This window comes from Rhodococcus shunpengi (genome assembly GCF_048381395.1).
Classification (GTDB): domain Bacteria; phylum Actinomycetota; class Actinomycetes; order Mycobacteriales; family Mycobacteriaceae; genus Rhodococcus.
Genome location: NZ_JBLWIU010000036.1, coordinates 19760 through 41954, shown reverse-complemented (window position 1 = coordinate 41954; position 22195 = coordinate 19760). Strand labels below are relative to the sequence as shown.

The following is a 22195-nucleotide window of genomic DNA, read 5'->3' as shown; positions in this document are numbered from 1 at the left end:
GATGTGCGGGCGAGACACGGCTTCGAGCGCGGGACGGCCGCGGGGCGAGGTCGAACTCTGCACCAGCCCACAGCCTGCCCCGGGAGGAAACATGACCGACATCGAGACGAAGAACTTCTTCACCGATCCGGATCTCGTCGAGGACCCGTACCCCTATTACGACGCCCTGCGCGAGGGATGCCCGGTCAGGCGCGAACCCCACCACAACGTCATGATGGTCACCGGCTACGAGGAGGCGATCCAGGTCCTGAGCGACGAGCAGACCTTCTCGTCGTGCATCTCGGTGACCGGCCCGTTCTCCGGCCTTCCGGCCTGCCCCGAGAGCGACGACATCACCGACTTCATCGAGGAGCACCGCCCCTCGCTGCCGATGAACGACCAGCTCCCCACCATGGATCCCCCGCAGCACACCGACCATCGCGGCCTGCTGATGCGGCTCATCACTCCCAAGCGCCTCAAGGAGAACGAGGCCTTCATCGAGCGCATCGCCGACCGGCTCCTCGACGACCTGCTCGCCCGGGGCGAGGGCGACTACATCACCGGCTTCGCTGCGCCGTTCGCGATGCTCGTCATCGCCGACCTGCTGGGCGTGCCGGAGAGCGACCACCAGGAGTTCATCGAGGGCCTGAACATCCAGGTGGAGAAGGGCTTCTCGCTCGGCAGCACCGAGGGTGAGGCACTGAAGCTCAACCCGCTCGAGTTCCTGTACAAGAAGTTCGGCCAGTACATCGAGGACCGCCGCGCGAACCCCACCGACGACGTGCTGACGGGCCTCGCCACCGCGACCTTCCCCGACGGCACCCTGCCGCCCGTCGACGACGTCCTGCGCATCGCCGCGAACGTGTTCTCCGCCGGCCAGGAGACCACCGTGCGTCTGCTGAGCTCGGCGCTGCGGATCATCGCCGAGCAGCCCGAACTCCAGAAGACCCTGCGCAGCGAGCCCGATCGCATCCCGAACTTCATCGAGGAGACGCTGCGTTTCGAGAGCCCGATCAAGGGCGACTTCCGACTCGCGAAGACCCCCACCACCATCGGCGGGGTCGACGTCTCGGCCGGCACCATCATGATGCTGGTCAACGGTGCCGCCAACCGCGACCCGCGTCAGTTCTCCGATCCGAACGACTTCGACATCGACCGCCGCAACGCCCGCACCCACATCGCGTTCGGTCGCGGTGTGCACTCGTGCCCCGGCGCCCCGCTCGCCCGCACGGAGGGGCGCGTGGGCATCCAGCGTCTGCTCGAGCGCACCAGCGAGATCCGGATCTCCGAGAAGGTGCACGGCCCCGAGAACGACCGGAAGTTCGGTTACCTGCCGACCTTCATCCTGCGCGGCCTGCTCGCGCTGCACCTCGAGTACGCGCCGGCGGAAGGTGAGTCGAAGTGAAGGTCTTCGTCGACGACGACGCCTGTCGCGGACACGGAGTCTGCCTCGCCGCCTGCCCGGAGGTCTTCGACCTGAGCGACGGCGGGTACGCGGTCACGCTCGTCTCCGAGGTCCCGGCCGAGCACGAGGAATCCGTGCGGGAGGCCGCAGCGGGTTGTCCCGAAAGGGCGATCCGGCTCGACTGAGTCACGATCGAAACCGAACACGGGCGTCGGTCCGGACCGAAAGGTCCGGGCCGACGCCCTTTTTCGTTTCTCCCATCGAGGGTCGATTGACGCCGTCCGGGGTTGTGTGAAAACCTCATAATCAAGATATGAGAGTGACATTCTCATGATGTGTCGCTCTCCGATGAAAGGACGAGCGATGCTGACCCTGAAGGCAGCCGGACTGCTCGACGTCGACACGGGCGAGATCGTCCGCCCGGGAATCATCCGCGTCGACGGCGAACGCATCGCCGGAGTGGGCGGAACCTACAGTGATAATTCGGGCGACACGCCCGAGGGTGACGTCATCGACCTCGGCGACCTGATCCTCATGCCCGGCCTGATGGACATGGAGGTCAACCTCCTCATGGGTGGACGCGGCGAGAAGCCCGTCTACTCGACGGTCCAGGACGACCCGCCCCTGCGCATGCTGCGTGCCGTCGGAAACGCCCGCCGCACCCTGCGCGCGGGATTCACCACCGTCCGCAATCTCGGACTGTTCGTCAAGACCGGCGGATACCTCCTCGACGTGGCCCTCGGAACGGCCATCGACAAGGGCTGGGTGGACGGCCCGCGCGTCGTCCCCGCCGGTCACGCCATCACCCCCACCGGCGGACACCTCGATCCGACGATGTTCGCGGCGTTCGCGCCCGGCGTCCTCGACCTCACGATCGAGGAGGGCATCGCCAACGGCGTCGACGAGGTCCGCAAGGCGGTGCGCTACCAGATCAAGCACGGCGCCCAGCTCATCAAGGTGTGCGTCTCGGGCGGCGTCATGTCGATGACCGGATCCGCAGGTGCCCAGCACTATTCGGACGAAGAGCTGCGCGCGATCGTCGACGAGGCACATCGTCGCGGGATGAAGGTCGCCTCGCACACGCACGGCGCCGAAGCCGTGCGACACGCGATCGAAGCCGGAATCGACTGCATCGAACACGGATTCCTCATCGACGACGACACCATCGACCTCATGGTCGAGCGCGGAACATGGCTCGTGCCCACCACCCGTCTCGCCGACGCGATGGACACCTCCCACGCGCCGCCGGAGCTGCAGGCCAAGGCCGCCGAGATGTTCCCCAAGGCACGCACCTCGGTGCTCGCCGCATACAAGGCCGGGGTGAAGATCGCGGTCGGCACCGACGCGCCGGCCATCCCCCACGGCAAGAACGCCGACGAGATCGTTGCCCTCGTCGACCGCGGAATCCCTCCCCTCGCGGTGATCCAGGCCGCCACGATCAATGCGGCAGAACTCATCGGCGTCGACGACCGCGGTCGCCTCGCCGAAGGTCTGCTCGCCGACATCATCGCCGTCCCCGGCGATCCCACCGAAGACATCACCGTCACCCAGAACGTGCGGTTCGTGATGAAAGGCGGAAAGGTCTATGTCCACAACTGACCGTTCGATCACCGACGACCTCGTCGAGATCAACCAGCTGCTCGCCCGCTACGCGGTGAACATGACGAAGAACGACGTCGAAGGCGTCGTCTCGGTGTTCACCCCCGACGGCACCTACAGTGCCTTCGGCGACGCGTTCCCCCTCGACCGGTTCCCCGAGCTCGTCGCGGCCGCACCGAAGGGCCTGTTCATGACGGGCACGGCCCTCATCGACATCGACGGCGACACCGCGACCGGCACCCAGCCGCTGTGCTTCGTCGAACATTCCACGCACGACATGCGGATCGGCTACTACAACGACACCTACGTCCGCACGGCCGACGGCTGGCGACTGCGCACCCGCGCGATGACCTTCATCCGCCGCAGCGGAACCCACGACTCCGGCATCCCCCACGCCTTCGAACCGGCATGAACGTCACCGAATTCAGGACCGCCGTCCGAACCTGGCTCGACGAGAACGATCTGACCCCCGGACCGGATCACTCGTTCGACGCGCAGGTCGAACAACTCGCCCGCGTGCGGCGGGAACTCTACGACGCGGGCTGGATGCGCTACGGCTGGCCCGAGGAGGTCGGCGGACTCGGCGGCGAGGCCGTCCTGCGTGCCGTGCTCGGCGAGGAGGTCGCGACCCGCGACCTCGCCGAGCCGGGCATCTATTCGATGATCGAGGTGCTCGCGCCCACCATGATCTCCTACGCGCGACCCGAACTCGCGGCGGAGATGGTGCCGAAACTGCTCCGCGGTGAGGAACAGTGGTGCCAGGGCTTCTCGGAGCCCGGCTCGGGCAGCGACCTCGCGTCGCTGTCCACCCGGGCCGAGCAACGCGGCGACGAGTGGGTGATCAACGGGCAGAAGGTCTGGACGTCGCTCGCCCAGTTCGCCTCCCGCTGCGTGCTGCTCACCCGTACCGCGCCGGGGCACAAGGGCATCACCGCCTTCTTCGTCGACATGGACACCCCGGGCATCACCGTCCGGCCGCTGCGCACGATGCACGGCGTCGACGAGTTCGCCGAGGTGTACTTCGACGACGTCGTCGTGCCGGCCGACCGTATGCTGGGCAATCCCGGCGACGGCTGGAAGCTTGCGATGGATCTGCTTCCGCACGAACGGTCGACATGCTTCTGGCATCGCATCGCCTATCTGTTCACCCGGTTGGATCGACTTGTGGACGAGACTGATTCGACGACCGACGACGAACTCGGCGCGGCCTACCTCGCGCTGCACACCGTGCGGTGCCGGTCGCTCGCCACCCAGCAGCGACTGGCGTCGGGCGCGTCGCTCGGCCCCGAGACCTCCGTCGACAAGATCCTCCTCGCGACCGCCGAACAGCAGTTGTTCGACACCGCGCGGGATCTGCTTCCCGGCGTACTCGAACTGTCCGACACCGAATGGCGGACCGAATTCCTGTATTCCCGTGCGGCGACGATCTACGGCGGCACCGCCGAGATCCAACGCAACATCGTCGCGCGCCGACTTCTCGATCTGGGGGCGGAGTGACGACCTACAGCACTGCACCGGCGCCGGATTCGGACCTCGGCCTGCTCGAGGACGCACTGCGCAAGACCATGGAGAGCACGACCGGTGCCACACTCGACGCGGCGCTGGTCGATCTGGGCTGGCACGACATGCTCACCGAGATGCCCGACGACACGATCCCCATGGTGTTCCGGCTGCTCGGCGAGACCGGCGCGCACGCCCCGGTGATCAACGACGTCGTGCTCGTCGACGCGGGTCGTGAGGCCGGTGGGGTCGTACCCCTCCCCTACACCGGCCGACAGTGGATCGAGTGGGCACGCGAGGACCGGGACACCACCGCGCTCGACGCGGAACTGCCGATCGCGACGGTCGGATCCGGTGATCCGGTGCCGGTCGCAGCGGCACGTCGTGCGCTCGGCTGGTGGCTGGTCGGAACGAGCCGAGCGATGCTCGACTCGGCCCGTACCCACGCTCTCGACCGCACGCAGTTCGGCAAGCCGATCGCCGGCTTCCAGGCGGTGCGGCACCGGCTCGCGGAGACGTACGTCGCCGTCGAGGGCGCGGAGGCCACCCTGCGTGCCGCCACCGACGAGCTCGGTTCCCTGCTCGCGAAGGCCGTCGCGGGTCGCGCGGCGATCATCGCGGCACGGCACTGCCAGCAGGTCCTCGGCGGTATCGGCTTCACCGCCGAGCACGACCTGCACCGACACATCAAGCGGGCACTGGTGCTCGACGGTCTGCTCGGCAGCTCACGCGAGCTGACCCGCGAGGCCGGCGCCCTCATCCGCGCGGAGGGTTCGGCGCCGCGCCTGGTGCACCTCTGACCGTCCGTCCACACGAAGCAGACGGGGACGCCCTGTCGTGCAGGGTGTCCTCGTCTTTCGTCCTCCGGACGCGCGGCTACAGGTTCTTCGACGGATCGGGATGATTGGAGAACCACAGGCTCTCCTCGGTGAGGCGGCAGCTCTTCCAGCCCTCGGAGGTCCGCACGACCTCGTGGTGGTAGTTGCCCCCGCAATAGGTCAGGCCGTCGACGCCGGGGAGTTGCATGGGGTTGTAGAACATCGCCCGTACCGTCGCACGGTCGCCGTCGAGGTCGACCTCGACGTTGGTGACGAAGTGCTGCGACATCGGCAGGTACGACAGCGCCTTCTGCAGCTGCGCGAGCACTTCGTCCCTCGGTCCGGGCTGGTATCCCACGGAGCTGTAGTCGAGATGGGCGTCCTCGGTGAAGACCGATTCCATCTTCTTCCAATCCTTGGTGTCCACCGCCGTCGCATAGCGGTAGAGGAGTTCGGTGATGGCGTACTTGTCGCACAGCTCGTCGGGCGTCATGAGGCTCCTTCGACTTCGTCCGGAACTTCATTCTTTCAGAAGAGAACCCCCTTTCCAATACCCTTGTTCTGAGGCATGATCCGTATATGGGACAACTTGACTCTCTTCACGATCTGAGCGGGAAAACTGCTGTCGTCACAGGTGGTTCGCGTGGCATCGGCCGCGCCATCGCGCAGATCCTCGCCGAACACGGCGCCGACGTCGTCGTCGCCTCCCGCAAGCTCGACGCGTGCGAACTCGCCGCTAAGGAGATCGAGGCATCGACCGGCAGCAAGGTGCTCCCCGTCGCCTGCCATGTCGGACAGTGGGACGACTGCAACACGCTCGTCGACACGACCCTCGACCATTTCGGGCGTCTCGACATCCTCGTCAACAATGCCGGAATGTCGCCGCTCTACCAGGATCTCGAATCCATCACCGAAGAGCTGTACGACAAGACCTTCGGCGTGAACCTCAAGGGCCCGTTCCGGCTTGCGGTCCGCGCCGGCACGTACATGGCGGAGCACGACGGCGGGTCGATCGTCAACATCGGCACCGCCGGGTCGCTCACGGCGAGTGTGCGCGAACTCCCCTACGCGTGCGCGAAGGCCGGCCTGAACGCCCTCACGGTGGGCCTGGCAGAGGCTTACGCACCGAAAGTGCGTGTCAATTCGATCCTTCCGGGTCCGTTCCGCACCGACCTGTCGAAGGCATGGGCTCCGCCGGAAGACGAGGAGGCATCCTTCGTGCCGTTGCGTCGCATGGGCCGGCCCGAGGAGGTCGCGCCACTCGCACTCCATCTGGCCAGCGACGCGTCGAGTTTCACCACCGGCGCGATCATCCGCGTCGACGGTGGTGTCACCCGTAAGGTCTGAGACACACGCGTGCGGGGCCGCCTCCGGGATTCGGAGGCGGCCCCACACGTAACTGCGTTGTCCATCGGCTACCGGAATCGCCATACGCTACAACAATTTCCGCGGCGAATGGCGAAAGCGGTAGCGAATGCCCCGTGCGCTAGCGGATGTTGTCCTTCATCTCGTCGAGATTCATCAGGACCGGCCACCCACTGTCGCTGAGGGCGTTGCCGTGTCCCGTCTGGTGGATGTCGAAGACCGACTGGATCGCGGCGTAGAAGCCCTGCACGTCGAGGGTCTGGTTGACGGCCCGCTTGGCCTGCCGCAGGCCGAAGGGATGCATCTTCGCGATCTGCTCTGCGAGCGTGCGTACTTCGGTGTCGAGATCGGCGCGGGGCACGACGCGGTTCACCATGCCCGTCTGCTCCGCTTCCTCCGCGGTGACCGGTCGGCCGGTGAAGAGGATCTCCTTGGCCTTGCGTGGGCCGAGTTCCCAGGTGTGCCCGTGATATTCGACGCCGCCGATACCCATGAGGACCACAGGATCGGAGAACGACGCGTCGTCGGCCGCGACGATGAGATCGCACGGCCAGCACAGCAGGAGGCCACCGGAGATGCACCGGCCCTGCACCGCGGCGATGGACGGCTTCGGGATGTTGCGCCACCGCAGCGAATACTCGAGATAACGCCGGGACTCGTTGCGGTAGATCATCTCGAGGGTGATCTTGTCGGGGACAGGTTCTCCGCTGCGGAGATCGTGCCCGGCCGAGAAGTGCTTGCCCTCGGCGCGGAGCACGATCACGGAGACCTCGGGATCGTCGCCGGCGCGGGTCCAGGCGGCGTCCAGTTCGTCCAGGAGGGCGCCGTTCTGCGCGTTGGCGACCTCCGGCCGGTTCAGTGTGATGGTCGCGATCCGGTCGGAGGTCTCGTACCCGATGTACTTGTCAGCCACGGGGCAAGCCAAGGACGCGTTCGGCGATGATGTTGCGTTGGATCTCGGACGTGCCACCCGCGATGGTGCCGGCGAAGCTCCGGACGAACCTCTCGAACCAGCTCGACGAGAAGTTGTCGAGATTCCACGGCACATATGCCGATGTCGTCGCCGGATGGACGAGACCGTCCTGGCCGGACGCGTCGAGGGCGTGTTCGGCGGCGGTCTGGACCGCCTCGGATCCGAGGAGCTTGAGTACCGACAGGGCGGGAACGTCCTGCGCTCCGCGGGATTCGCGGACGAGGGCGGCCGAGCCGAGCAGCTTCAGTGCCTGGTGGTCCATCACGAGTGTGGCGTAGCGGTCGCGGTCGAGGACCGTGCGGGGGCGGAAGTCCTCGACGAGGTCCTGCAGGCGGTCGGCGAAACTGAGCCACAGCAGGGTGCGTTCGTGCCCGAGCGATCCGTTCGCGACCGACCAGCCGCCGTTCAGCTCGCCGATGAGGTTTTCGGCGGGCACGCGCACGTCGGTGAAGAACACCTCGTTGAAGTCGCGGTCGTCGCCGTCGGCGACCGACGGGAACGGCCTGCGGACGACGCCGGGCAGATCGGTGGGGATGAGCAGGACGCTGATCCCCTTGTGCTTCGGAGCATCCGGATCGGTACGGACGAAGGTCAGGAGCACGTCGGCGTCGTGGGCACCGGAGGTCCATACCTTCTGGCCGTTGACGACGAAGTGGTCGCCGTCGCGCACCGCCCGGGTGCGCAGGGAGGCGAGGTCGGATCCCGCGCCGGGTTCGCTCATCCCGAGAGCTGCGGTGATCTCCGCTCGGAGGATGGGCACCGCCCAGCCTTGCTTCTGTTCGTCCGTGCCGAACGACAGCAGCGAGGCCGCGATGATGCCGAGCCCCTGCGGGTTGAAGCTGTGGTAGATCCGCCGCTTCGACAGTTCCTCGAGGTGGACGTACTGCTGCAGGATCGTCGCGTTGCGGCCGCCGAACTCGGGTGGATTGCCGGGCAGCAGCCAACCGTGCTCGAACTGGACCCGCTGCCAGCGGCGTGCCCATTCGGGGACGTCGGCGCTCGACCGGGCGCGGACGGTGGCCTCGGACGGATCGGGCAGATGCTCGTCGAGGAAGGCCACGAACTCGGCGCGGAACTCCTCGACGTCGGAATCAAACGAGAGTTGCACGGTACTCCTCGGCGATCAGTGCGCGGTGCTCCGCGGCGGATCCGAGCATGTGCTCCCCCGCCCGGGCACGCTTGAGCGCGAACTGCAGGTCGTTCTCCCAGGTGAAGCCCATGGCGCCGAACAACTGCAGACCGCTGCGGAAGACCGTCGACTGGCATTCTCCCGCAGCGGCTTTGGCCATGGAGGCGGCGAGGCGACGGCGCGGGTCGTCCTCCGCGATCGTCAGTGCCGCGAAATACGCGAGAGCGCGGGCACGTTCGACGGCGACGTGCATGTCGGCGGCGCGATGCTTGACGGCCTGGAACGACCCGATCGGCACACCGAACTGCTGGCGGTTGCGCACGTGGTCGAGCGCGAGATCCAGGATGCGGCGGCAGGCACCGACCATGGTGACGGCGAGTCCCGCGAGGGCGACGTGCCGTGCCTTCTCCACGTCGACGTCGGTGTCCGGGTCCGTCTCGACCCGCACGTCGTCGAAGACGATGTCGGCCAGGTGCAGGACCGGATCGAAGGCGGAGGTGCGGCGGGCCGACACCTGATCGGCCCGGACGGTGAACACACCTGCATCGGTGACGACGGCGATGTCGTCGGCGCGGTCGCCGTCGAGCACCCGGTGTGCGGTGCCGCGGAGCAGCCAGCCGTCCGCGTCGCGCACGGCGGAGATGCCCTCGTAGACGGCGGCGCCCGCACGATCGGGCCGGGTCCGGCCGGCGACGAGCGGGGCGAATTGGGTGGTGGTGGCGAGAAAGGGGGTCGGGTCGGTTGCCCGGCCGAGTTCCTCCAGGACGATCGCGAGCTCCACCGCGGCCTCGGACTCGACCAGTTCCGTCCATCCCAGGCCCACGTAGGTCTTCCACAACGGGGCCGGATCGGCGCCGTTGTCGACGACGGTGCGGACGAGTGTCGACGGGCATTCCTTCGCCGTCACTTCCCGGACGGTCTTCTGCCACAACTGCTGATCGGAGTCGAACTCGAAAAGCATTCCGACTTGCCTCCTTCCTGGCACTGAGCCTGGTATCGCGATGAGAATAACATTCTCTTTTCAAGATAGTAATAGTCTCTGATCGGTGCGGGAAACGGAAGGACAGTCCCGCAATGCGCCCCTACCCTCCGGTACAGTGCTCCTATGTCCACTCCACGCGACACAGGGCGATCCGGGCAGTGACGGGCGCCAGCGAAGAACCGGCCTGGAAGCAACGCGCAGTCGAGCGCTCCATCCGGACCGCCAAACTGCGCGCCGAACAGCGCGTACAGCGCTTCCTCGACGCAGCGCAGGCGATCATCACGGAAAAGGGCAGCACCGACTTCACGGTCCAGGAGGTCGTCGACCGTTCGAAGCAGTCGCTTCGCAGCTTCTACCTGCAGTTCGACGGTAAGCACGAGCTGTTGCTCGCGCTCTTCGAAGATGCTCTGAGTCGCTCTGCCGATCAGATCCGTGCGGCTGCCGCCGGCGAGAAGGCCCCTCTCGACCAGTTGCGCGTCGCGGTGGAACTGCTGTTCGAGTCGTCCCGGCCCGACCCGACGGCCCAGCGACCGCTGTTCACCGACTTCGCGCCGCAGCTGCTTCTCACCCACCCCGCCGAGGTGAAGGTCGCGCACGCACCGATGCTCGCGCTGTTCACGGAGCTGATGGAGAAGGTCGACGCCGAGGGCAGCCTCCGCGAGGGACTGAACCCGAAACGGATGGCCGCCATGACGATGCAGACCGTGATGTTCATCGCTCAGTCGAGCGGAGGCGACGACAGCACGACCCGTCCCATCACGGCCGACGAGGTCTGGAACTTCTGCTCTCAGGGTTTCGCCGCCCACTGACGAGAACACCATTCTCAAATCGGAGTAGTTCACTTACACTCGGCTCGTGACCGAGTTGTGGAACGACCTCCTCGCCTGTCTCGATCTGCGCTCGTCCCCCGGGGACGAGGAGCGCCCCGAGCCGGTGGTGTTCGAGGGCAGCAATCAGCACCTCGAATACCACCGGCTCTTCGGAGGCCAGTTGCTCGGTCAGTTCGTGCGTGCCGCCGAGCTGACCTGCCCAGAGAAGAGCATCAAATCCCTGCACACCGTCTTCGCCCGTGAAGGACGCGCCGACGAGCCCGTCCGCTACGAGATCACCCGCCTGCACGAGGGCCGGACCTTCGCCACGTTGACGGCGGTCGCGCGCCAGTCGAAGGGCGTCCTCGCCACGGCATCGGTGTCCATGCACGTCGGCGAGGACGGCCCCGAGGTGCAGACCGTGCCGTCCGTACCCCAGGTGTTCGACGAGAGCACACGCACCCCGTTCTCGTTGATCCCGTGGGAGACCCGCACGACGACCGACCTCGAGGATCGCGGAGTCTCCGCACCCGAGTTCGAGATGTGGATGCGCACCCCCGAGGTCGACGAGGCGTATGCGCCGGCGCTCGCCGCCTACGCCACCGACCTCAACCTCATCGGTACCGCGCTTCTTGCCGTCGACGGCTTCGACCACACCGGCAACGGAACGGCGTTCACGTCTGCGGTCACCTCGCACAATCTGTGGTTCCACCGCCCGTTCCGCAGCGACGACTGGTTGCTTCTGCGACAGCACAGTCCCCTCGTCGCCCACGGACGGTGCTTCGGCCGCGGCGACCTGCTCACCGAGAAGGGTTCCCTCGTCGCCTCTTTCGCCCAGGAAGCCCTGCTGCGTCTGCCCTGACGGTTCTTCCCACGAACACCGATCGAGATCGAGGTGTCATGCAACAACAGTCCGCCCCCGACAATGCCGTCGTCGAGACTCCGACACCCCGCCCTCTGCGCGTGGTGCAGTGGGCGACCGGAACGATCGGCGCCCGCGCGCTGCGCGCGGTGATCGACCACCCCTCCGTCGAACTCGTCGGCGTGTACGTGCACAGCGACGACAAGGCCGGTCGCGACGCGGGCGAGCTGTGCGGGCGCGAGCCGGTCGGCGTACGCGCCACGAACGACGCCGACGAGATCGTCGATCTCGGGGCCGACTGCGTGCTGTACATGCCGCTGCTGTTCGACCTCGACGAAGTGTGCCGAATCCTCGCCTCCGGCACGAATATCGTCACCACCCGTGGAGAGTTCCACCGCCCGGCGGGCATGGATCCGGTGGTGCGTGAAGCCGTGGAAGCCGCGTGCGCACTCGGCGGTACGTCGATCCACAGCACCGGCAGCAGTCCCGGTTTCGTCACGGAGGCTGTGCCACTCGTGCTGACCTCCATCCAGCGGAGGATGGACCACCTCGCCATCGACGAGTACGCCGACCTCTCCCAGCGGAACTCCCCCGGAATCCTGTTCGACGTCATGGGATTCGGTGGTGATGCAGGAGAATTCGCCGACGTCCGGCTCGCCCACGTGGAATCCAATTTCGGACCGTCGCTGGCCGCCCTGGCCGACGCGCTCGGCCTCACCCTCGACACGATCCGAACGACGGGCGAACTCGCCACGGCACGCTCGACGGTCACCATCGCCGCCGGCACGATCGAGGCGGGAACGGTGGCCGCGCAACGCATCACGGTGTCGGGCATCCGCGACGGCCGCGAGCTGATGCGATTCCGGCCCACCTGGTACTGCACGGATCAGCTCGATGCCGATTGGGACCTGCACGCCACCGGCTGGCACATCACCGTCGACGGTGACGCACCCCTCGACATCGACATGCGTTTCCCCATCCCGCTCGAGCGGATGAGCGAGATCTCCCCGTCCTACACCGCCAATTGTGCAGTGAACTCGATCGCGGCGGTGTGCGCGGCGCGGTCCGGGATCCGGACGACGGTCGAACTCCCGCTCGTGGTCCCCGTTCTGACCTGAGATCGAAACTGCGCTGTCACTCGGCGCTCTCGTCGCCCTCGTCCCGCCGGCGCTGCTCCTGCGCGAGCCGCCGTTGCTGCTCGACCCGCGCACGGAAGCGCCGCTGGAACTCCTCGTCGTTCTCGGGATCGACGGCAGGGCGGAATCGACTCGGGTGCTGGGGAGTGGACCTGGACGTCAGCATGTCCACCACCCCCTGCGGTCGCCCGAGGACCAGCCAGAGCCCCGACCCGATCAACGGCAGGAAGAGAACGATCGTCACCCAGAGCAGTTTGGGCAGACGCCGGACCCGTTGCTCGTCGGCGCAGATCACGTCGACGAGGCATCCCACCCACAACACTGTCACGATCAATCCGAGATACGGCACCTTCGCAAGCTAACAGGCCGTGCGGACTCACGCCGCCGCTCGGGTAGGCCCCGGTTACGCCGAAATGGTTGTTCCGACCGCGCATGACGCCGTCGGAACAACCGGATCGAGCACGCTAGTGGGACGAAACCCCGGCGCCCACACCGTCGACGAGTCGTGCGGCCGCCGAGTACGGATCGTCGCGACCGTCCGCGACGGCCTCTGCCAGAGCATCCAACTCCGAGTGGTTGCGCAGGAGGGTGTGTGCCAGCGACAGGATCTGGCTGCGGGCCCGCGCGGTGCGACGTTCCGCGGTGTCAGCCCGCTGGTGCGCCTCGATCGCGTCGACGAGGTCGTCGACACCGTGGCCGGTCGCGGCGACGAGCTTGAGGATCGGGACCTTCACGTCGCCACGGAGATCGCGCACCGTCTGATCCGCACCGTCGCGGTCGGCCTTGTTGACCACGACGAGATCGGCGACCTCGAGCAGTCCGGCCTTGGCGGCCTGGACGGCATCGCCCCCACCCGGATTGAGGATGACGACGGTGGGTTCGGCGACCGACGCGATCTCGATCTCCGACTGCCCCACCCCGACGGATTCGAGCAGGATCACGTCGTAACCCAAGGCTGCCAGCAACCGGATCGACGCGGGGACGGCGGCCGCGAGTCCGCCGAGATGTCCGCGGGAGGCCACCGACCGGACGAACACACCCGAGTCGCCGACGTGCGCGGCCATGCGGATGCGGTCGCCGAGCAGCGCACCGCCGCTGTAGGGGGACGACGGGTCGACGGCCAGCACCGCGATCCGCAGTCCCCGTTCGCGGTAGGCGGTGGTGAGCGCCCCGACGGTGGTGGACTTGCCGGCCCCGGGTGGGCCGGTGAATCCGACGACCCGTGCGCGGGCGGGTTCGAGCAGCTCGAGTACCTCGTCCCGGCGCGGTCCTTCGACGAGGGTCAGCAATCGACCCGCGGCACGCGGGGAGCCCCCGCGTGCCGCGTCGATCAGTTCACCGATGTTCACGGCGTATCCCGGTTCACGGTGCCGGCACCTCGATCACGACGGCCGAGCCCATGCCACCACCCGCGCACATCGACGCGACACCGATGCCACCGCCGCGGCGGCGCAGTTCGTGGGTGAGGGTGACGAGCATGCGGGCGCCGGTCGCGGCGACCGGATGGCCGAGGGAGCAGCCGCTACCGTTGACGTTGACCTTCTCGGGGTCGATCTCGAGCAGCTTGATGCACGCGACGCACTGCGCGGCGAACGCTTCGTTGATCTCGAACAGGTCGATGTCGCCGATGGACAGACCGGCGCGCTGGAGGGCCTTCGGGATCGCCTCGACCGGCGCGAGTCCGGTGATCGCGGGGTCGACACCCACCGACGCCCACGACAGGACCTTGCCGAGCGCGGGCAGACCCAGATCGCTGCTCGCGATGGCCAGCGCGGCCGCCGCATCGTTGCCGCCGCAGGCGTTGCCGGCGGTGATGCTGAAGCCCTCGATCTCCGGGTGCAGCACCTTCAGGGACGCGAGCTTCTCGAGGCTCGTCTCCCGGCGCGGGTGTTCGTCGGTGTCGAACAGGCCGTGCGGGGTGTCGATCGGGACGATCTCCTCCTTGAAGCGGCCCTCGTCGATGGCGCGGATCGCGACCTGGTGCGAGCGCAGCACCCAGGCGTCCATTTCCTCGCGGCCGATACCGGCCTTCACCGCGGCGTTCCAGCCGACGGTGATGGACATGTCGCGGTTGGGGGCCTCGGGGCTGTCGGGGTGGCTGGGCGACATCCACGGCACCCACTCCTCGCCCTTCCGGATGAGCGATCGAGGCGAGGTCGACGCGGAGTTGACGCCACCGGCGATCACGATGCGGTCCATGCCGGAGCGGATGCTCGCCGCGGCGGACTGCACGGTCGACAGGCTCGCCGCGCAGTGCCGGTTCTGTGCGAGACCGGGCACGTGGGTCAGGCCGGCGGTGAGGGCCGCGTGGCGGGCGATCACGCCGCCGCCGTACAGGCCCTCGCCGAGGATCACGTCGTCGATCAGGTTCTTGTCGAGGTCCTCGGTGGTCGCGGTGACGATGCGCTCCGCGAGGGCGAACGCGTCGGTGTCGCGGAGCGTGCCCTTGACGGCGGTGCCGACCGGGGTGCGCAGGGCGGAAACGATCACGGCATCAGGCATGGGTGGCCTCCAGTTCGGCGAGAAGGGTGCGACGCAAGAGCTTTCCGGTCTCGGTCTTGGGCAGTTCGTCCCGGAAGACGATGTTGTCGGGGGTCTTCGAGGAACGCAGGCGTTCCTTCACCCACTGTCGGATCTCGTCCGGATCGCCGTCGCCGACGAGGACCGCGACGATGCGTTGTCCCCATTCGGTATCCGACACACCGATGACGGCGGCCTCGGTGATGCCCGGATGGGCGAGCAGGACGTCCTCGATCTCGGCGGGGGCGATGTTCTCGCCGCCGCGGATGATCGTGTCGTCGGAGCGGCCCTCGACGTACAGATATCCGTCGGCGTCGAGCCGGCCGAGATCGCGGGTGGAGAACCATCCCTCGGCGTCGAGGACGCTGCGGTTGCCGTATTCGCCCGAGATCTGTTCGCCGCGGACGAAGATCAGGCCGGTCTCGCCGGCCGGGACGGGTTCGCCCTCCTCGGAACGGATCTCGATCTCGATGCCGGGGAGCGGGCGACCCACCGAACCGAGGCGGTCGCGGACGGCCGGATCGGTGGAGTCGAAGGCGGTGCGGTGGTCGTCGGGTCCGAGAACCGCCACGGACGAAGCGGTTTCGGTGAGACCGTAGGCGTTGACGAAGCCGGTGTCGGGGAAGGCGCGCAGCGCATGTTCGAGGACCGGGCGCGGCGTGCGCGACCCGCCGTAGGCGAGACTCGCCAGCGTGGGGGTGTCGGCCGTGTCGTCGCCGAGGGCGGTCACGATGCGGGCGAGCATGGTCGGGACGAGCATCGCGTGGGTGACGCGTTCGCGTCGGACCGTCTCGAGCCAGACCTGCGGGTCGAAGGCCGGCAGGTACACCACCCGGCGGCCGGTGTAGAAGTTCGACAGCAGGTTGGTCAGGCCGGCGATGTGGTACGGCGGAACCGAGACGAGCGATGCGTCGGTCTCGGCGGCCGAACCGAACTCCATGGTGTTGAGCACGTAGGCGAGCAGGTGCCGGTGCCGCAGGATCGCGGGCTTCGGATCCGAGGTGGTGCCGCTGGTGTAGATGATCGCGGCGACCGTGTCGCCGTCCCACTGAGGTTCGAGTGGCGGTTCGGGGTCGCCTGTGGCGTAGGAGTCGTCGACGAGGGCGTCGAGGTCGTCCTGCTCGAGTACGAGCGCACCGGGGTGCTTGGCCTTCAGCGCACCGAGTTGTTGTTCGCCGAGCCGGTAGTTGAGCGGCACGAAAGGAACCCCGGCCAGTGCCGAACCGAACAGCGCCACCGGATACGCGAGGTGGTTGGACCCCAGGTAGAGCACCGCCGGATGATTCCGGAACTGCGCGGCGGCACGACGTGCGAGGGCGTCGAGACCGGCAGCGGTGAGGGTCCGGTTCCCGACGGTCGCAACTGCTCGCTCGCCGGTGCTTGCGGCCATTTCTAGAATCATGCTTAGGTTCATGAGAACATTATTCTCACAGACAGAGAGCTTTACTTTCAAGAGCTCGAATCTCGAAGGAGGCAGCATGCAGGTAGCAGGAAGCTCCGTGATCGTCGTCGGCGGCACGGGTGGCCTCGGGCAGGCCACCGTCCGGCGTCTCCACGAGGCGGGTGCGAAGGTCGTCGTCGCCGACGTCAACGACGAGAAGGGCAAGGAACTCGAGCAGGAACTCGGTGTGCGGTACGTGCGCACCGACGCCGGCAGCGAAGAATCCGTCTCGGCCGCCATCGCGGAAGCGGACTCGCTCGCGCCGCTGCGCATCTCCGTCGACTGCCACGGTGGCCCGGCCGGTGGCGGACGCCTCGTCGGCAAGGACGGCAGCGCCATGCCGCTCGAGAACTTCACCAAGACCATCGAGTCGTACCTGACGTCGTCGTTCAACGTCATGCGCCTGGCCGCCGCCGCCATCGCCAAGCAGGACCCCTTCGACGACGAGGGCTCCCGCGGCGTCATCGTGAACACCGCGTCCATCGCCGGTTACGAAGGCCAGATCGGGCAGCTCCCCTACGCGGCCGCGAAGGGCGGCGTCATCGGCATGACGCTGGTCGCCGCACGCGACCTGTCGCCGCTCGGCATCCGCGTCAACACCATCGCGCCGGGCACGATCCTCACCCCCGCCTACGGCAAGGCCGGCGACCAGCTCGAGGCGTACTGGGGCCCACAGATCCCGCATCCCAAGCGCATGGGCCGCCCCGCCGAGTACGCGACGCTCGTCGCGTCGATCGTCGAGAACGACTACCTCAACGGCGAGGTCATCCGCCTCGACGGTGCACTGAGGTTCCCGCCGAAGTGAGCCCCCTCGCAGGGAAGGTCGCGTTCGTCGCCGGTGCCAGTCGTGGCATCGGCGCGGCGATCGCCGTCGCTCTCGCCGAGGCGGGAGCCTCTGTGGCGGTCGCGGCACGCTCCGAGCAGGAGGGCAAGCTGCCCGGCACCATCGGCTCGGTCGCCGAGCGGATCACCGACGCCGGCGGCCGGGCTCTCCCGGTGCCGTGCGACGTCACCGACGAGCAGTCCGTCGACGCCGCGATCGCCGCGACGGTCGCCGAGTTCGGCGGGCTCGACATCCTCGTCGCGAACGCCGGAGTGCTGTGGATGGGGCCGATCGAGACGACGCCCGCGAAACGCTGGCAGCTGTGCCTGGACGTGAACCTGACGGGCGTGTTCACCGTGACGAAGGCAGCGATCCCACACCTGCGTGAACGCGGCGGCGGGTCGATGATCGCGGTGACCACCAGCGGCGTGACGATGACCGACCGCGGCTCGAACGCCTACTGGGTGTCCAAGGCCGCGGTGGAACGGCTCTACGTCGGACTCGCGGCCGACCTGCGGCAGGACAACATCGCGGTCAACTGCCTCGCGCCGTCACGGGTCGTCCTCACCGAGGGCTGGACCGCCGGCGGTGGCGGACGGGAGATCCCGCCCGAGATGGTGGAACCACCGGAGACGATGGGCGCCGCCGCGGTGCTGCTCGCGCAGCAGGACGCGAACGGGATCTCCGGCACCGTGCAGCGTTCGGAGAGCCTCGTGTCCGCGAGGGGATGAGGTTGCCGCACGAAGGGAGGTCCGGCACCGGGCCTCCCTTCGTGCTTCCGGGTGCGAATCCGCTTCGACGGTTCAGCGGTCCAACCGCGCGACGAGCCGTCCGGTCACCTCGTTGCGACGAAGGCGTTCCAGGCCATCACCGATCTCCTCGAAGCCGATCTCGGTGTATGCGGGTTCGATCTCCCGTCTCACGAACAGGTCGTACACCTCCTCGATGTCTTCGACGGTCCCACCGAGGGAACCCACGAGCGTCCTGCCGAGGAGCGTCGGCGTCTTCACGGTGAACGTCGGCAGGCCCAGACCGACCTGCACCACGGTGCCGCCCCGGGCGACGGCGTCGATCGCCTTCTGTGTGGTGTCGAAACCCGCGTAGTCGACCACGAGGTCGAATCCTCGGCCCGCCCATTCGGCCGCGTCCCGCACGACGTCCGTCGCGCCGGCCTGCCGGGCGAGATCCCATGCCGATTCCTTCGTCTCGGCCACGTGCACCTCCGCACCGGCCAGCACGGCCGCACGGGTTCCGATCTGCCCCAGACCGCCGTAGCCGATCACACCGACCTTCATCCCCGTCGACGCACCACCGACCTTGATGATGGCGTGGTACGAGGTCATTCCCGCATCCGTCGCGAGGGCGGCCAGTGACAGGTCCAGCCCTTCGGGCACCCGGGCGAGATCGCGGGCATCGGCGACCAGTTTGTCGGCGAACCCACCGTGGGAGAACATGCCGAGCGGCGGACGCACGCCCGACGAGCAGACGCCGACGACGTCACCGATGCTCCAGCCCTCGACGCCGTCGCCCAGTGCGCTGATGACGCCGGCGTTCTCGTGTCCCTGCGTCATGGGCAGGAACGGCATCGTCTCCTCTCCGACCTCCATGTACATCAGGTCGCTGTGACACAGTCCGGCCGCCGCGACGTCGATCACCACCTCGCCCGGGCCGGGTTCCGGTTCCGGAACCTCGTTCAACGAGATCGGTCGCCCGGCTCCTTCGAACTGCCATGCCCTCATATCCGCACCGCCCTCATGCTCTGCTTCTTCGATCGCACCTCTTGCAGGCCGACACCCGTGACATTACTGTTCTCACCAACCGGAACGGCATTCTTGGAACGAAGATCGTGAAAATGTTTACAGGGAACACGAATCGAGTCGCGGTGCAGTTCCGAACCGACTGCAGAACAACAGAATTCGCCGACGATCGGAGAACGTCATGAAGGTGGAAGTCGATCCTCACCGCTGCCAAGGACACACACTGTGCGCCATGGCCGCCCCCACGCTCTTCGAACTGAGCGACATCGACGGGCACGCCACGGCCGTCGACACCGAAGTACCCGCCGACTTCGCAGAATCCGCACGCGAGGCCTACCGCAGTTGCCCCGAACAGGCGATCTCGGTTCTGTGACACCACCCGACCGCACCACCATCCATCGGACGCACGAGAGGGCAACACCGTGAGCGCTGACGAGGCCGTCGTCGACACCGAGCACCGGACACCGGTCTATCAGTTCGACAGGCACGCACCGGACTACCGCGACCGTTTCTCGGAGATCACCACGGAGATGCACTCGAAGTGCCCCGTGGCATGGTCCGACACCCACGGAGGTCACTGGGTCGCCGCAGGCGGCGAGGCAGTATTCACCCTCGCACGCTCGGCGAACATCTCGAACGACCACGACGTGAAGGGAGTACGGCGCGGCTACAAGGGCATCATGATCCCCACGGCCGTCCGGGCATCCGGCGTGCGCGGTGGGATCCTGGAGATGGACGACCCCGAACACCGGGAATTCCGAAGCGTACTCAATCCGTATCTGTCTCCCGCTGCTGTGAAGAAGTGGGTTCCCCTCATCGACGAGGTGATCCGCGCGTGCCTCGACGAGAAGATCGAGACCGGCAGCATCGACTTCATCGACGATATGGTGAACATCGTTCCCGCCGTCATCACCCTCGCGATGCTCGGGATTCCGGTCGCCAAGTGGAACGTCTACTGCGAGCCCGTCCACGCCGCGATGTACACGCCGCCGGACTCGCCCGATGTCCACCGCGTCGCCGAACTGCACCGGTTGATGGGAATGGATCTTCTCGCCAGCCTCCACGAGATCCGGGAAAACCCCCGTCCCGGAATGGTCGACGCCGTCGCCCGCGCCACCATCGACGGGGAGACGCCCGACGATCTCGAACTGCTCGGTGTGCTGAGCCTGCTCATCGGCGGTGGTTTCGACACGACGACGGCGTTGACCTCGCACGCACTCGAGTGGCTGTCACAGAACCCCGACCAGCGCGAAATCCTCAGCGCCGAGCGGGACACGCTGCTCGATTCGGCAACAGAAGAATTCCTGCGCTTCTACTGTCCGTCGGCCGGGGACGGCCGCACGTTCTCCGCCGACACCGAACTCGACGGCGTCGAGTTCAAGGAGGGCGAACGCATCTGGCTGTCGTGGGCGATGGCGAACCGCGATCCCGAACTGTTCACGGATCCGAACGAGATCGACCTGGAACGCAAGGGCAACCGGCACTTCAGCTTCGGACTCGGGGTGCACCGCTGCATCGGATCCAACCTGGCGCGAACCATGTTCAAGCGGATGCTGACCGCGGTACTCGACCGGATGCCGGACTACCGCTGCGACCCCGAAGGCACGGTCCACTACGAGTCCATCGGCGTCATCCAGGGCATGCGGCAGCTTCCGGCCACTTTCACACCCGGTCCGCGCCTCGGCGACGGACTCGACGAGACCCTCGACCGGATCCAGAAGATCGTCGACGAGCAGGGAATCGCAGCGCCGGTGACGGCACAGAAGTAACCGGCACCGGCTGCGGAAAGGGATCCTCATGAAGACCGAAGACATGGTGATGATCAGCATCGACGACCACGTCGTCGAACCCGCGGACATCTTCGAGAAGCACTTCCCCAAGAGCCTGATGGACCAGGCTCCCAAACTCACCGCCCACCCCCGTAATCCCCGGGTGCAGGCCTGGCAGTTCCAGGGCACCGTCGTCGGCAGCTCAGGCCTCAACGCCGTGGTGTCGTGGCCCAAGCACGAATGGGGCATGGACCCCACCGGGTACGCGGAGATGCGGCCCGCCGTCTACGACATGGATATGCGCGTGCGCGACATGGACGCCAACGGCACCCTCGCCGCGACACTGTTCGCCACCTTCCCCGGCTTCGCCGGCACCCACCTGGCGAGCCTGCCCGACAAGAAGCTCTCCCTCGCCGCGTGCAGGGCTTTCAACGACTGGGTCGTCGGTGAGGTCCCGGACGCACACCCGGGCCGGTTCATACCGATCGGCATCATCCCCTTCTTCGATGCGGACGAATCCGTTGCCGAGGTTCACCGGATCGCAGCCATGGGGTGTCGCTCCATCAGCATCCCCGAAACTCCCTACGGTGTTGGGGAAGGGTTCCCCGACTTCAAGTCCGGCTACTGGGACCCGATCTTCAAGGCGTGCGTCGAACACAACATCGTGCTGTCCCTGCACATCGGAGGCGGCATCAACCTGGTCAAGCGGCCCGAGGGGTTCGACATCGACAACATGCTGATGCTCACGCCGCTCATCTCGACGATCGCGGCCACCGACATGATGCTCAGCGGCGCGTTCAAGAAGTTCCCCGACCTCAAGGTCGCTATGAGTGAGGGCGGCGTCGGATGGGTGGCGCCGTGGCTGGACCGCCTCGACCGGCACATCGTCAACCAGTCCTGGACCGGAACGAGCTTTCTTCCCGACGGGATGAGCCCGACCGACGTGTGGCGCAAGAACTTCCTCGCCTGCTACATCACCGAACCCAGCGGACTGAACAACCGTCACCGGCTCGGCATCGACACCATTGCGTGGGAATGCGACTACCCGCACTCGGATTCCACTTGGCCGCACTCACCCGAGATCCTGAAGAGCGAGCTGGACGCCGCTCGGTGCACCGACGAAGAGATCGACAAGATCACCTTCGCCAACGCCGCGCGGTTCTTCGACTGGGATCCGTTCGCGCACACCCTGCGTGAGCAGGCCACCGTCGGCGCGCTGCGGGCACGCGCCACCGATGTGGACATCAGCGAGACCTCCAAGGAGGAGTACCGCCGCCGCTACGAGCTCGCCAATTCGTGAGCCGACCGGAACATCCGCTTCGACCGAC

General features: G+C 67.1%; 24 protein-coding genes. 15 read left to right on the top strand and 9 right to left on the bottom strand.

The window, feature by feature from the left end; translation table 11 throughout:
• Nucleotides 1-91 precede the first annotated feature (91 nt).
• The 6 genes from ACNJ7K_RS24440 to ACNJ7K_RS24415 all read left to right on the top strand — a co-directional run bounded on the left by ACNJ7K_RS24440 (nt 92) and on the right by ACNJ7K_RS24415 (nt 5283).
• The gene (locus ACNJ7K_RS24440) at nt 92-1384 is read left to right on the top strand and encodes a cytochrome P450 (RefSeq protein ID WP_085470199.1); all 1293 of its coding nucleotides are present in this window, start codon (nt 92-94) and stop codon (nt 1382-1384) included.
• Complete coding sequence (locus tag ACNJ7K_RS24435; RefSeq protein ID WP_059384035.1) at nt 1381-1569, top strand: ferredoxin; 189 nt, start codon at nt 1381-1383, stop codon at nt 1567-1569. Before ACNJ7K_RS24440 ends, ACNJ7K_RS24435 begins: the two co-directional genes overlap by 4 nt.
• 178 nt (nt 1570-1747) lie before the next feature.
• Complete coding sequence (locus ACNJ7K_RS24430; protein ID WP_085470200.1) at nt 1748-2983, top strand: metal-dependent hydrolase family protein; 1236 nt, start codon at nt 1748-1750, stop codon at nt 2981-2983.
• Nucleotides 2970-3395, top strand: coding sequence for a nuclear transport factor 2 family protein (locus ACNJ7K_RS24425; RefSeq protein WP_060650211.1), 426 nt, complete (start codon nt 2970-2972; stop codon nt 3393-3395). Before ACNJ7K_RS24430 ends, ACNJ7K_RS24425 begins: the two co-directional genes overlap by 14 nt.
• Nucleotides 3392-4480 carry an acyl-CoA dehydrogenase family protein gene (locus ACNJ7K_RS24420; RefSeq protein ID WP_159417418.1) on the top strand — a complete coding sequence of 363 codons (1089 nt, stop codon included), beginning with the start codon at nt 3392-3394 and terminating at the stop codon, nt 4478-4480. Before ACNJ7K_RS24425 ends, ACNJ7K_RS24420 begins: the two co-directional genes overlap by 4 nt.
• 68 nt (nt 4481-4548) lie before the next feature.
• Nucleotides 4549-5283, top strand: a complete 735-nt coding sequence (locus tag ACNJ7K_RS24415) for an acyl-CoA dehydrogenase family protein (RefSeq protein ID WP_487042568.1) — start codon at nt 4549-4551, stop codon at nt 5281-5283.
• A 76-nt stretch (nt 5284-5359) separates the two neighbouring features.
• Here ACNJ7K_RS24415 and ACNJ7K_RS24410 read toward each other — a convergent pair whose 3' ends face one another.
• Complete coding sequence (locus tag ACNJ7K_RS24410; protein ID WP_487042336.1) at nt 5360-5794, bottom strand: nuclear transport factor 2 family protein; 435 nt, start codon at nt 5792-5794, stop codon at nt 5360-5362.
• Between the two features lie 86 nt (nt 5795-5880).
• On the opposite strand from ACNJ7K_RS24410, the gene ACNJ7K_RS24405 reads away from it, so the two are divergent.
• Nucleotides 5881-6648 (top strand): SDR family NAD(P)-dependent oxidoreductase, encoded by a 768-nt coding sequence (locus ACNJ7K_RS24405; protein WP_230790435.1) that lies wholly within the window; start codon nt 5881-5883, stop codon nt 6646-6648.
• A gap of 139 nt (nt 6649-6787) precedes the next feature.
• Here ACNJ7K_RS24405 and ACNJ7K_RS24400 read toward each other — a convergent pair whose 3' ends face one another.
• Genes ACNJ7K_RS24400 through ACNJ7K_RS24390 form a run of 3 tightly spaced genes read right to left on the bottom strand, consistent with a single transcriptional unit; the run spans nt 6788 to nt 9729 of the window.
• Complete coding sequence (locus tag ACNJ7K_RS24400; protein WP_016695483.1) at nt 6788-7579, bottom strand: enoyl-CoA hydratase; 792 nt, start codon at nt 7577-7579, stop codon at nt 6788-6790.
• A complete protein-coding gene (locus tag ACNJ7K_RS24395) occupies nt 7572-8747 on the bottom strand; it encodes an acyl-CoA dehydrogenase family protein (RefSeq protein WP_487042335.1) in 1176 nt (391 codons plus the stop codon). The genes ACNJ7K_RS24400 and ACNJ7K_RS24395 overlap by 8 nt, the downstream gene beginning before the upstream one ends.
• On the bottom strand, nt 8731-9729 hold the full coding sequence (locus tag ACNJ7K_RS24390; protein ID WP_016695481.1) for an acyl-CoA dehydrogenase family protein: 999 nt from the start codon (nt 9727-9729) through the stop codon (nt 8731-8733). The genes ACNJ7K_RS24395 and ACNJ7K_RS24390 overlap by 17 nt, the downstream gene beginning before the upstream one ends.
• 179 nt (nt 9730-9908) lie before the next feature.
• On the opposite strand from ACNJ7K_RS24390, the gene ACNJ7K_RS24385 reads away from it, so the two are divergent.
• From ACNJ7K_RS24385 to ACNJ7K_RS24375, 3 genes are read left to right on the top strand one after another with little or no spacing between them, the layout of a single operon-like run.
• On the top strand, nt 9909-10559 hold the full coding sequence (locus ACNJ7K_RS24385; RefSeq protein WP_016695480.1) for a TetR/AcrR family transcriptional regulator: 651 nt from the start codon (nt 9909-9911) through the stop codon (nt 10557-10559).
• 46 nt (nt 10560-10605) lie between these two features.
• Complete coding sequence (locus ACNJ7K_RS24380) at nt 10606-11421, top strand: acyl-CoA thioesterase (protein WP_016695479.1); 816 nt, start codon at nt 10606-10608, stop codon at nt 11419-11421.
• A gap of 38 nt (nt 11422-11459) precedes the next feature.
• On the top strand, nt 11460-12539 hold the full coding sequence (locus ACNJ7K_RS24375; protein ID WP_277370405.1) for an NAD(P)H-dependent amine dehydrogenase family protein: 1080 nt from the start codon (nt 11460-11462) through the stop codon (nt 12537-12539).
• Nucleotides 12540-12555: 16 nt separating this feature from the next.
• Here the strand turns inward: ACNJ7K_RS24375 and ACNJ7K_RS24370 are convergent, their stop codons facing one another.
• The 4 genes from ACNJ7K_RS24370 to ACNJ7K_RS24355 all read right to left on the bottom strand — a co-directional run bounded on the left by ACNJ7K_RS24370 (nt 12556) and on the right by ACNJ7K_RS24355 (nt 16491).
• On the bottom strand, nt 12556-12885 hold the full coding sequence (locus ACNJ7K_RS24370) for a PLD nuclease N-terminal domain-containing protein (protein WP_225623655.1): 330 nt from the start codon (nt 12883-12885) through the stop codon (nt 12556-12558).
• 136 nt (nt 12886-13021) lie between these two features.
• Nucleotides 13022-13906: a methylmalonyl Co-A mutase-associated GTPase MeaB gene (meaB, locus tag ACNJ7K_RS24365; protein ID WP_268654684.1), complete on the bottom strand. Its 885-nt coding sequence runs from the start codon at nt 13904-13906 to the stop codon at nt 13022-13024.
• A gap of 13 nt (nt 13907-13919) precedes the next feature.
• Nucleotides 13920-15059 carry a thiolase family protein gene (locus tag ACNJ7K_RS24360; RefSeq protein WP_268654685.1) on the bottom strand — a complete coding sequence of 380 codons (1140 nt, stop codon included), beginning with the start codon at nt 15057-15059 and terminating at the stop codon, nt 13920-13922.
• Nucleotides 15052-16491 carry a class I adenylate-forming enzyme family protein gene (locus tag ACNJ7K_RS24355; RefSeq protein ID WP_268654686.1) on the bottom strand — a complete coding sequence of 480 codons (1440 nt, stop codon included), beginning with the start codon at nt 16489-16491 and terminating at the stop codon, nt 15052-15054. The genes ACNJ7K_RS24360 and ACNJ7K_RS24355 overlap by 8 nt, the downstream gene beginning before the upstream one ends.
• Here ACNJ7K_RS24355 and ACNJ7K_RS24350 point away from each other — a divergent pair.
• Nucleotides 16490-17323, top strand: coding sequence for an SDR family oxidoreductase (locus ACNJ7K_RS24350; RefSeq protein ID WP_268654687.1), 834 nt, complete (start codon nt 16490-16492; stop codon nt 17321-17323). The two genes, ACNJ7K_RS24355 and ACNJ7K_RS24350, sit on opposite strands and share 2 nt — an antisense overlap.
• On the top strand, nt 17320-18072 hold the full coding sequence (locus ACNJ7K_RS24345; protein ID WP_230790428.1) for an SDR family NAD(P)-dependent oxidoreductase: 753 nt from the start codon (nt 17320-17322) through the stop codon (nt 18070-18072). The genes ACNJ7K_RS24350 and ACNJ7K_RS24345 overlap by 4 nt, the downstream gene beginning before the upstream one ends.
• A gap of 72 nt (nt 18073-18144) precedes the next feature.
• Here the strand turns inward: ACNJ7K_RS24345 and ACNJ7K_RS24340 are convergent, their stop codons facing one another.
• The gene (locus tag ACNJ7K_RS24340) at nt 18145-19080 is read right to left on the bottom strand and encodes a zinc-binding dehydrogenase (RefSeq protein ID WP_085470213.1); all 936 of its coding nucleotides are present in this window, start codon (nt 19078-19080) and stop codon (nt 18145-18147) included.
• Nucleotides 19081-19279: 199 nt separating this feature from the next.
• On the opposite strand from ACNJ7K_RS24340, the gene ACNJ7K_RS24335 reads away from it, so the two are divergent.
• From ACNJ7K_RS24335 to ACNJ7K_RS24325, 3 genes are read left to right on the top strand one after another with little or no spacing between them, the layout of a single operon-like run.
• A complete protein-coding gene (locus ACNJ7K_RS24335) occupies nt 19280-19471 on the top strand; it encodes a ferredoxin (protein ID WP_230790423.1) in 192 nt (63 codons plus the stop codon).
• Nucleotides 19472-19520: 49 nt separating this feature from the next.
• Nucleotides 19521-20867 (top strand): cytochrome P450, encoded by a 1347-nt coding sequence (locus ACNJ7K_RS24330; protein WP_230790420.1) that lies wholly within the window; start codon nt 19521-19523, stop codon nt 20865-20867.
• Nucleotides 20868-20895: 28 nt separating this feature from the next.
• Nucleotides 20896-22167 (top strand): amidohydrolase family protein, encoded by a 1272-nt coding sequence (locus tag ACNJ7K_RS24325; RefSeq protein ID WP_085470215.1) that lies wholly within the window; start codon nt 20896-20898, stop codon nt 22165-22167.
• The last annotated feature ends 28 nt before the right edge of the window (nt 22168-22195 follow it).

Coding starts and splice junctions, on each gene's coding strand:
- ACNJ7K_RS24425 (WP_060650211.1), top strand. CDS start 2,970: ATGTCCACAACTGACCGTTCGATCACCGACGACCTCGTCGAGATCAAC.
- ACNJ7K_RS24340 (WP_085470213.1), bottom strand. CDS start 19,080: ATGAGGGCATGGCAGTTCGAAGGAGCCGGGCGACCGATCTCGTTGAAC.
- ACNJ7K_RS24405 (WP_230790435.1), top strand. CDS start 5,881: ATGGGACAACTTGACTCTCTTCACGATCTGAGCGGGAAAACTGCTGTC.
- ACNJ7K_RS24355 (WP_268654686.1), bottom strand. CDS start 16,491: ATGAACCTAAGCATGATTCTAGAAATGGCCGCAAGCACCGGCGAGCGA.
- ACNJ7K_RS24335 (WP_230790423.1), top strand. CDS start 19,280: ATGAAGGTGGAAGTCGATCCTCACCGCTGCCAAGGACACACACTGTGC.
- ACNJ7K_RS24430 (WP_085470200.1), top strand. CDS start 1,748: ATGCTGACCCTGAAGGCAGCCGGACTGCTCGACGTCGACACGGGCGAG.
- ACNJ7K_RS24325 (WP_085470215.1), top strand. CDS start 20,896: ATGAAGACCGAAGACATGGTGATGATCAGCATCGACGACCACGTCGTC.
- ACNJ7K_RS24360 (WP_268654685.1), bottom strand. CDS start 15,059: ATGCCTGATGCCGTGATCGTTTCCGCCCTGCGCACCCCGGTCGGCACC.
- ACNJ7K_RS24420 (WP_159417418.1), top strand. CDS start 3,392: ATGAACGTCACCGAATTCAGGACCGCCGTCCGAACCTGGCTCGACGAG.
- ACNJ7K_RS24415 (WP_487042568.1), top strand. CDS start 4,549: ATGGAGAGCACGACCGGTGCCACACTCGACGCGGCGCTGGTCGATCTG.
- ACNJ7K_RS24410 (WP_487042336.1), bottom strand. CDS start 5,794: ATGACGCCCGACGAGCTGTGCGACAAGTACGCCATCACCGAACTCCTC.
- ACNJ7K_RS24440 (WP_085470199.1), top strand. CDS start 92: ATGACCGACATCGAGACGAAGAACTTCTTCACCGATCCGGATCTCGTC.
- ACNJ7K_RS24350 (WP_268654687.1), top strand. CDS start 16,490: ATGAGAACATTATTCTCACAGACAGAGAGCTTTACTTTCAAGAGCTCG.
- ACNJ7K_RS24390 (WP_016695481.1), bottom strand. CDS start 9,729: ATGCTTTTCGAGTTCGACTCCGATCAGCAGTTGTGGCAGAAGACCGTC.
- ACNJ7K_RS24375 (WP_277370405.1), top strand. CDS start 11,460: ATGCAACAACAGTCCGCCCCCGACAATGCCGTCGTCGAGACTCCGACA.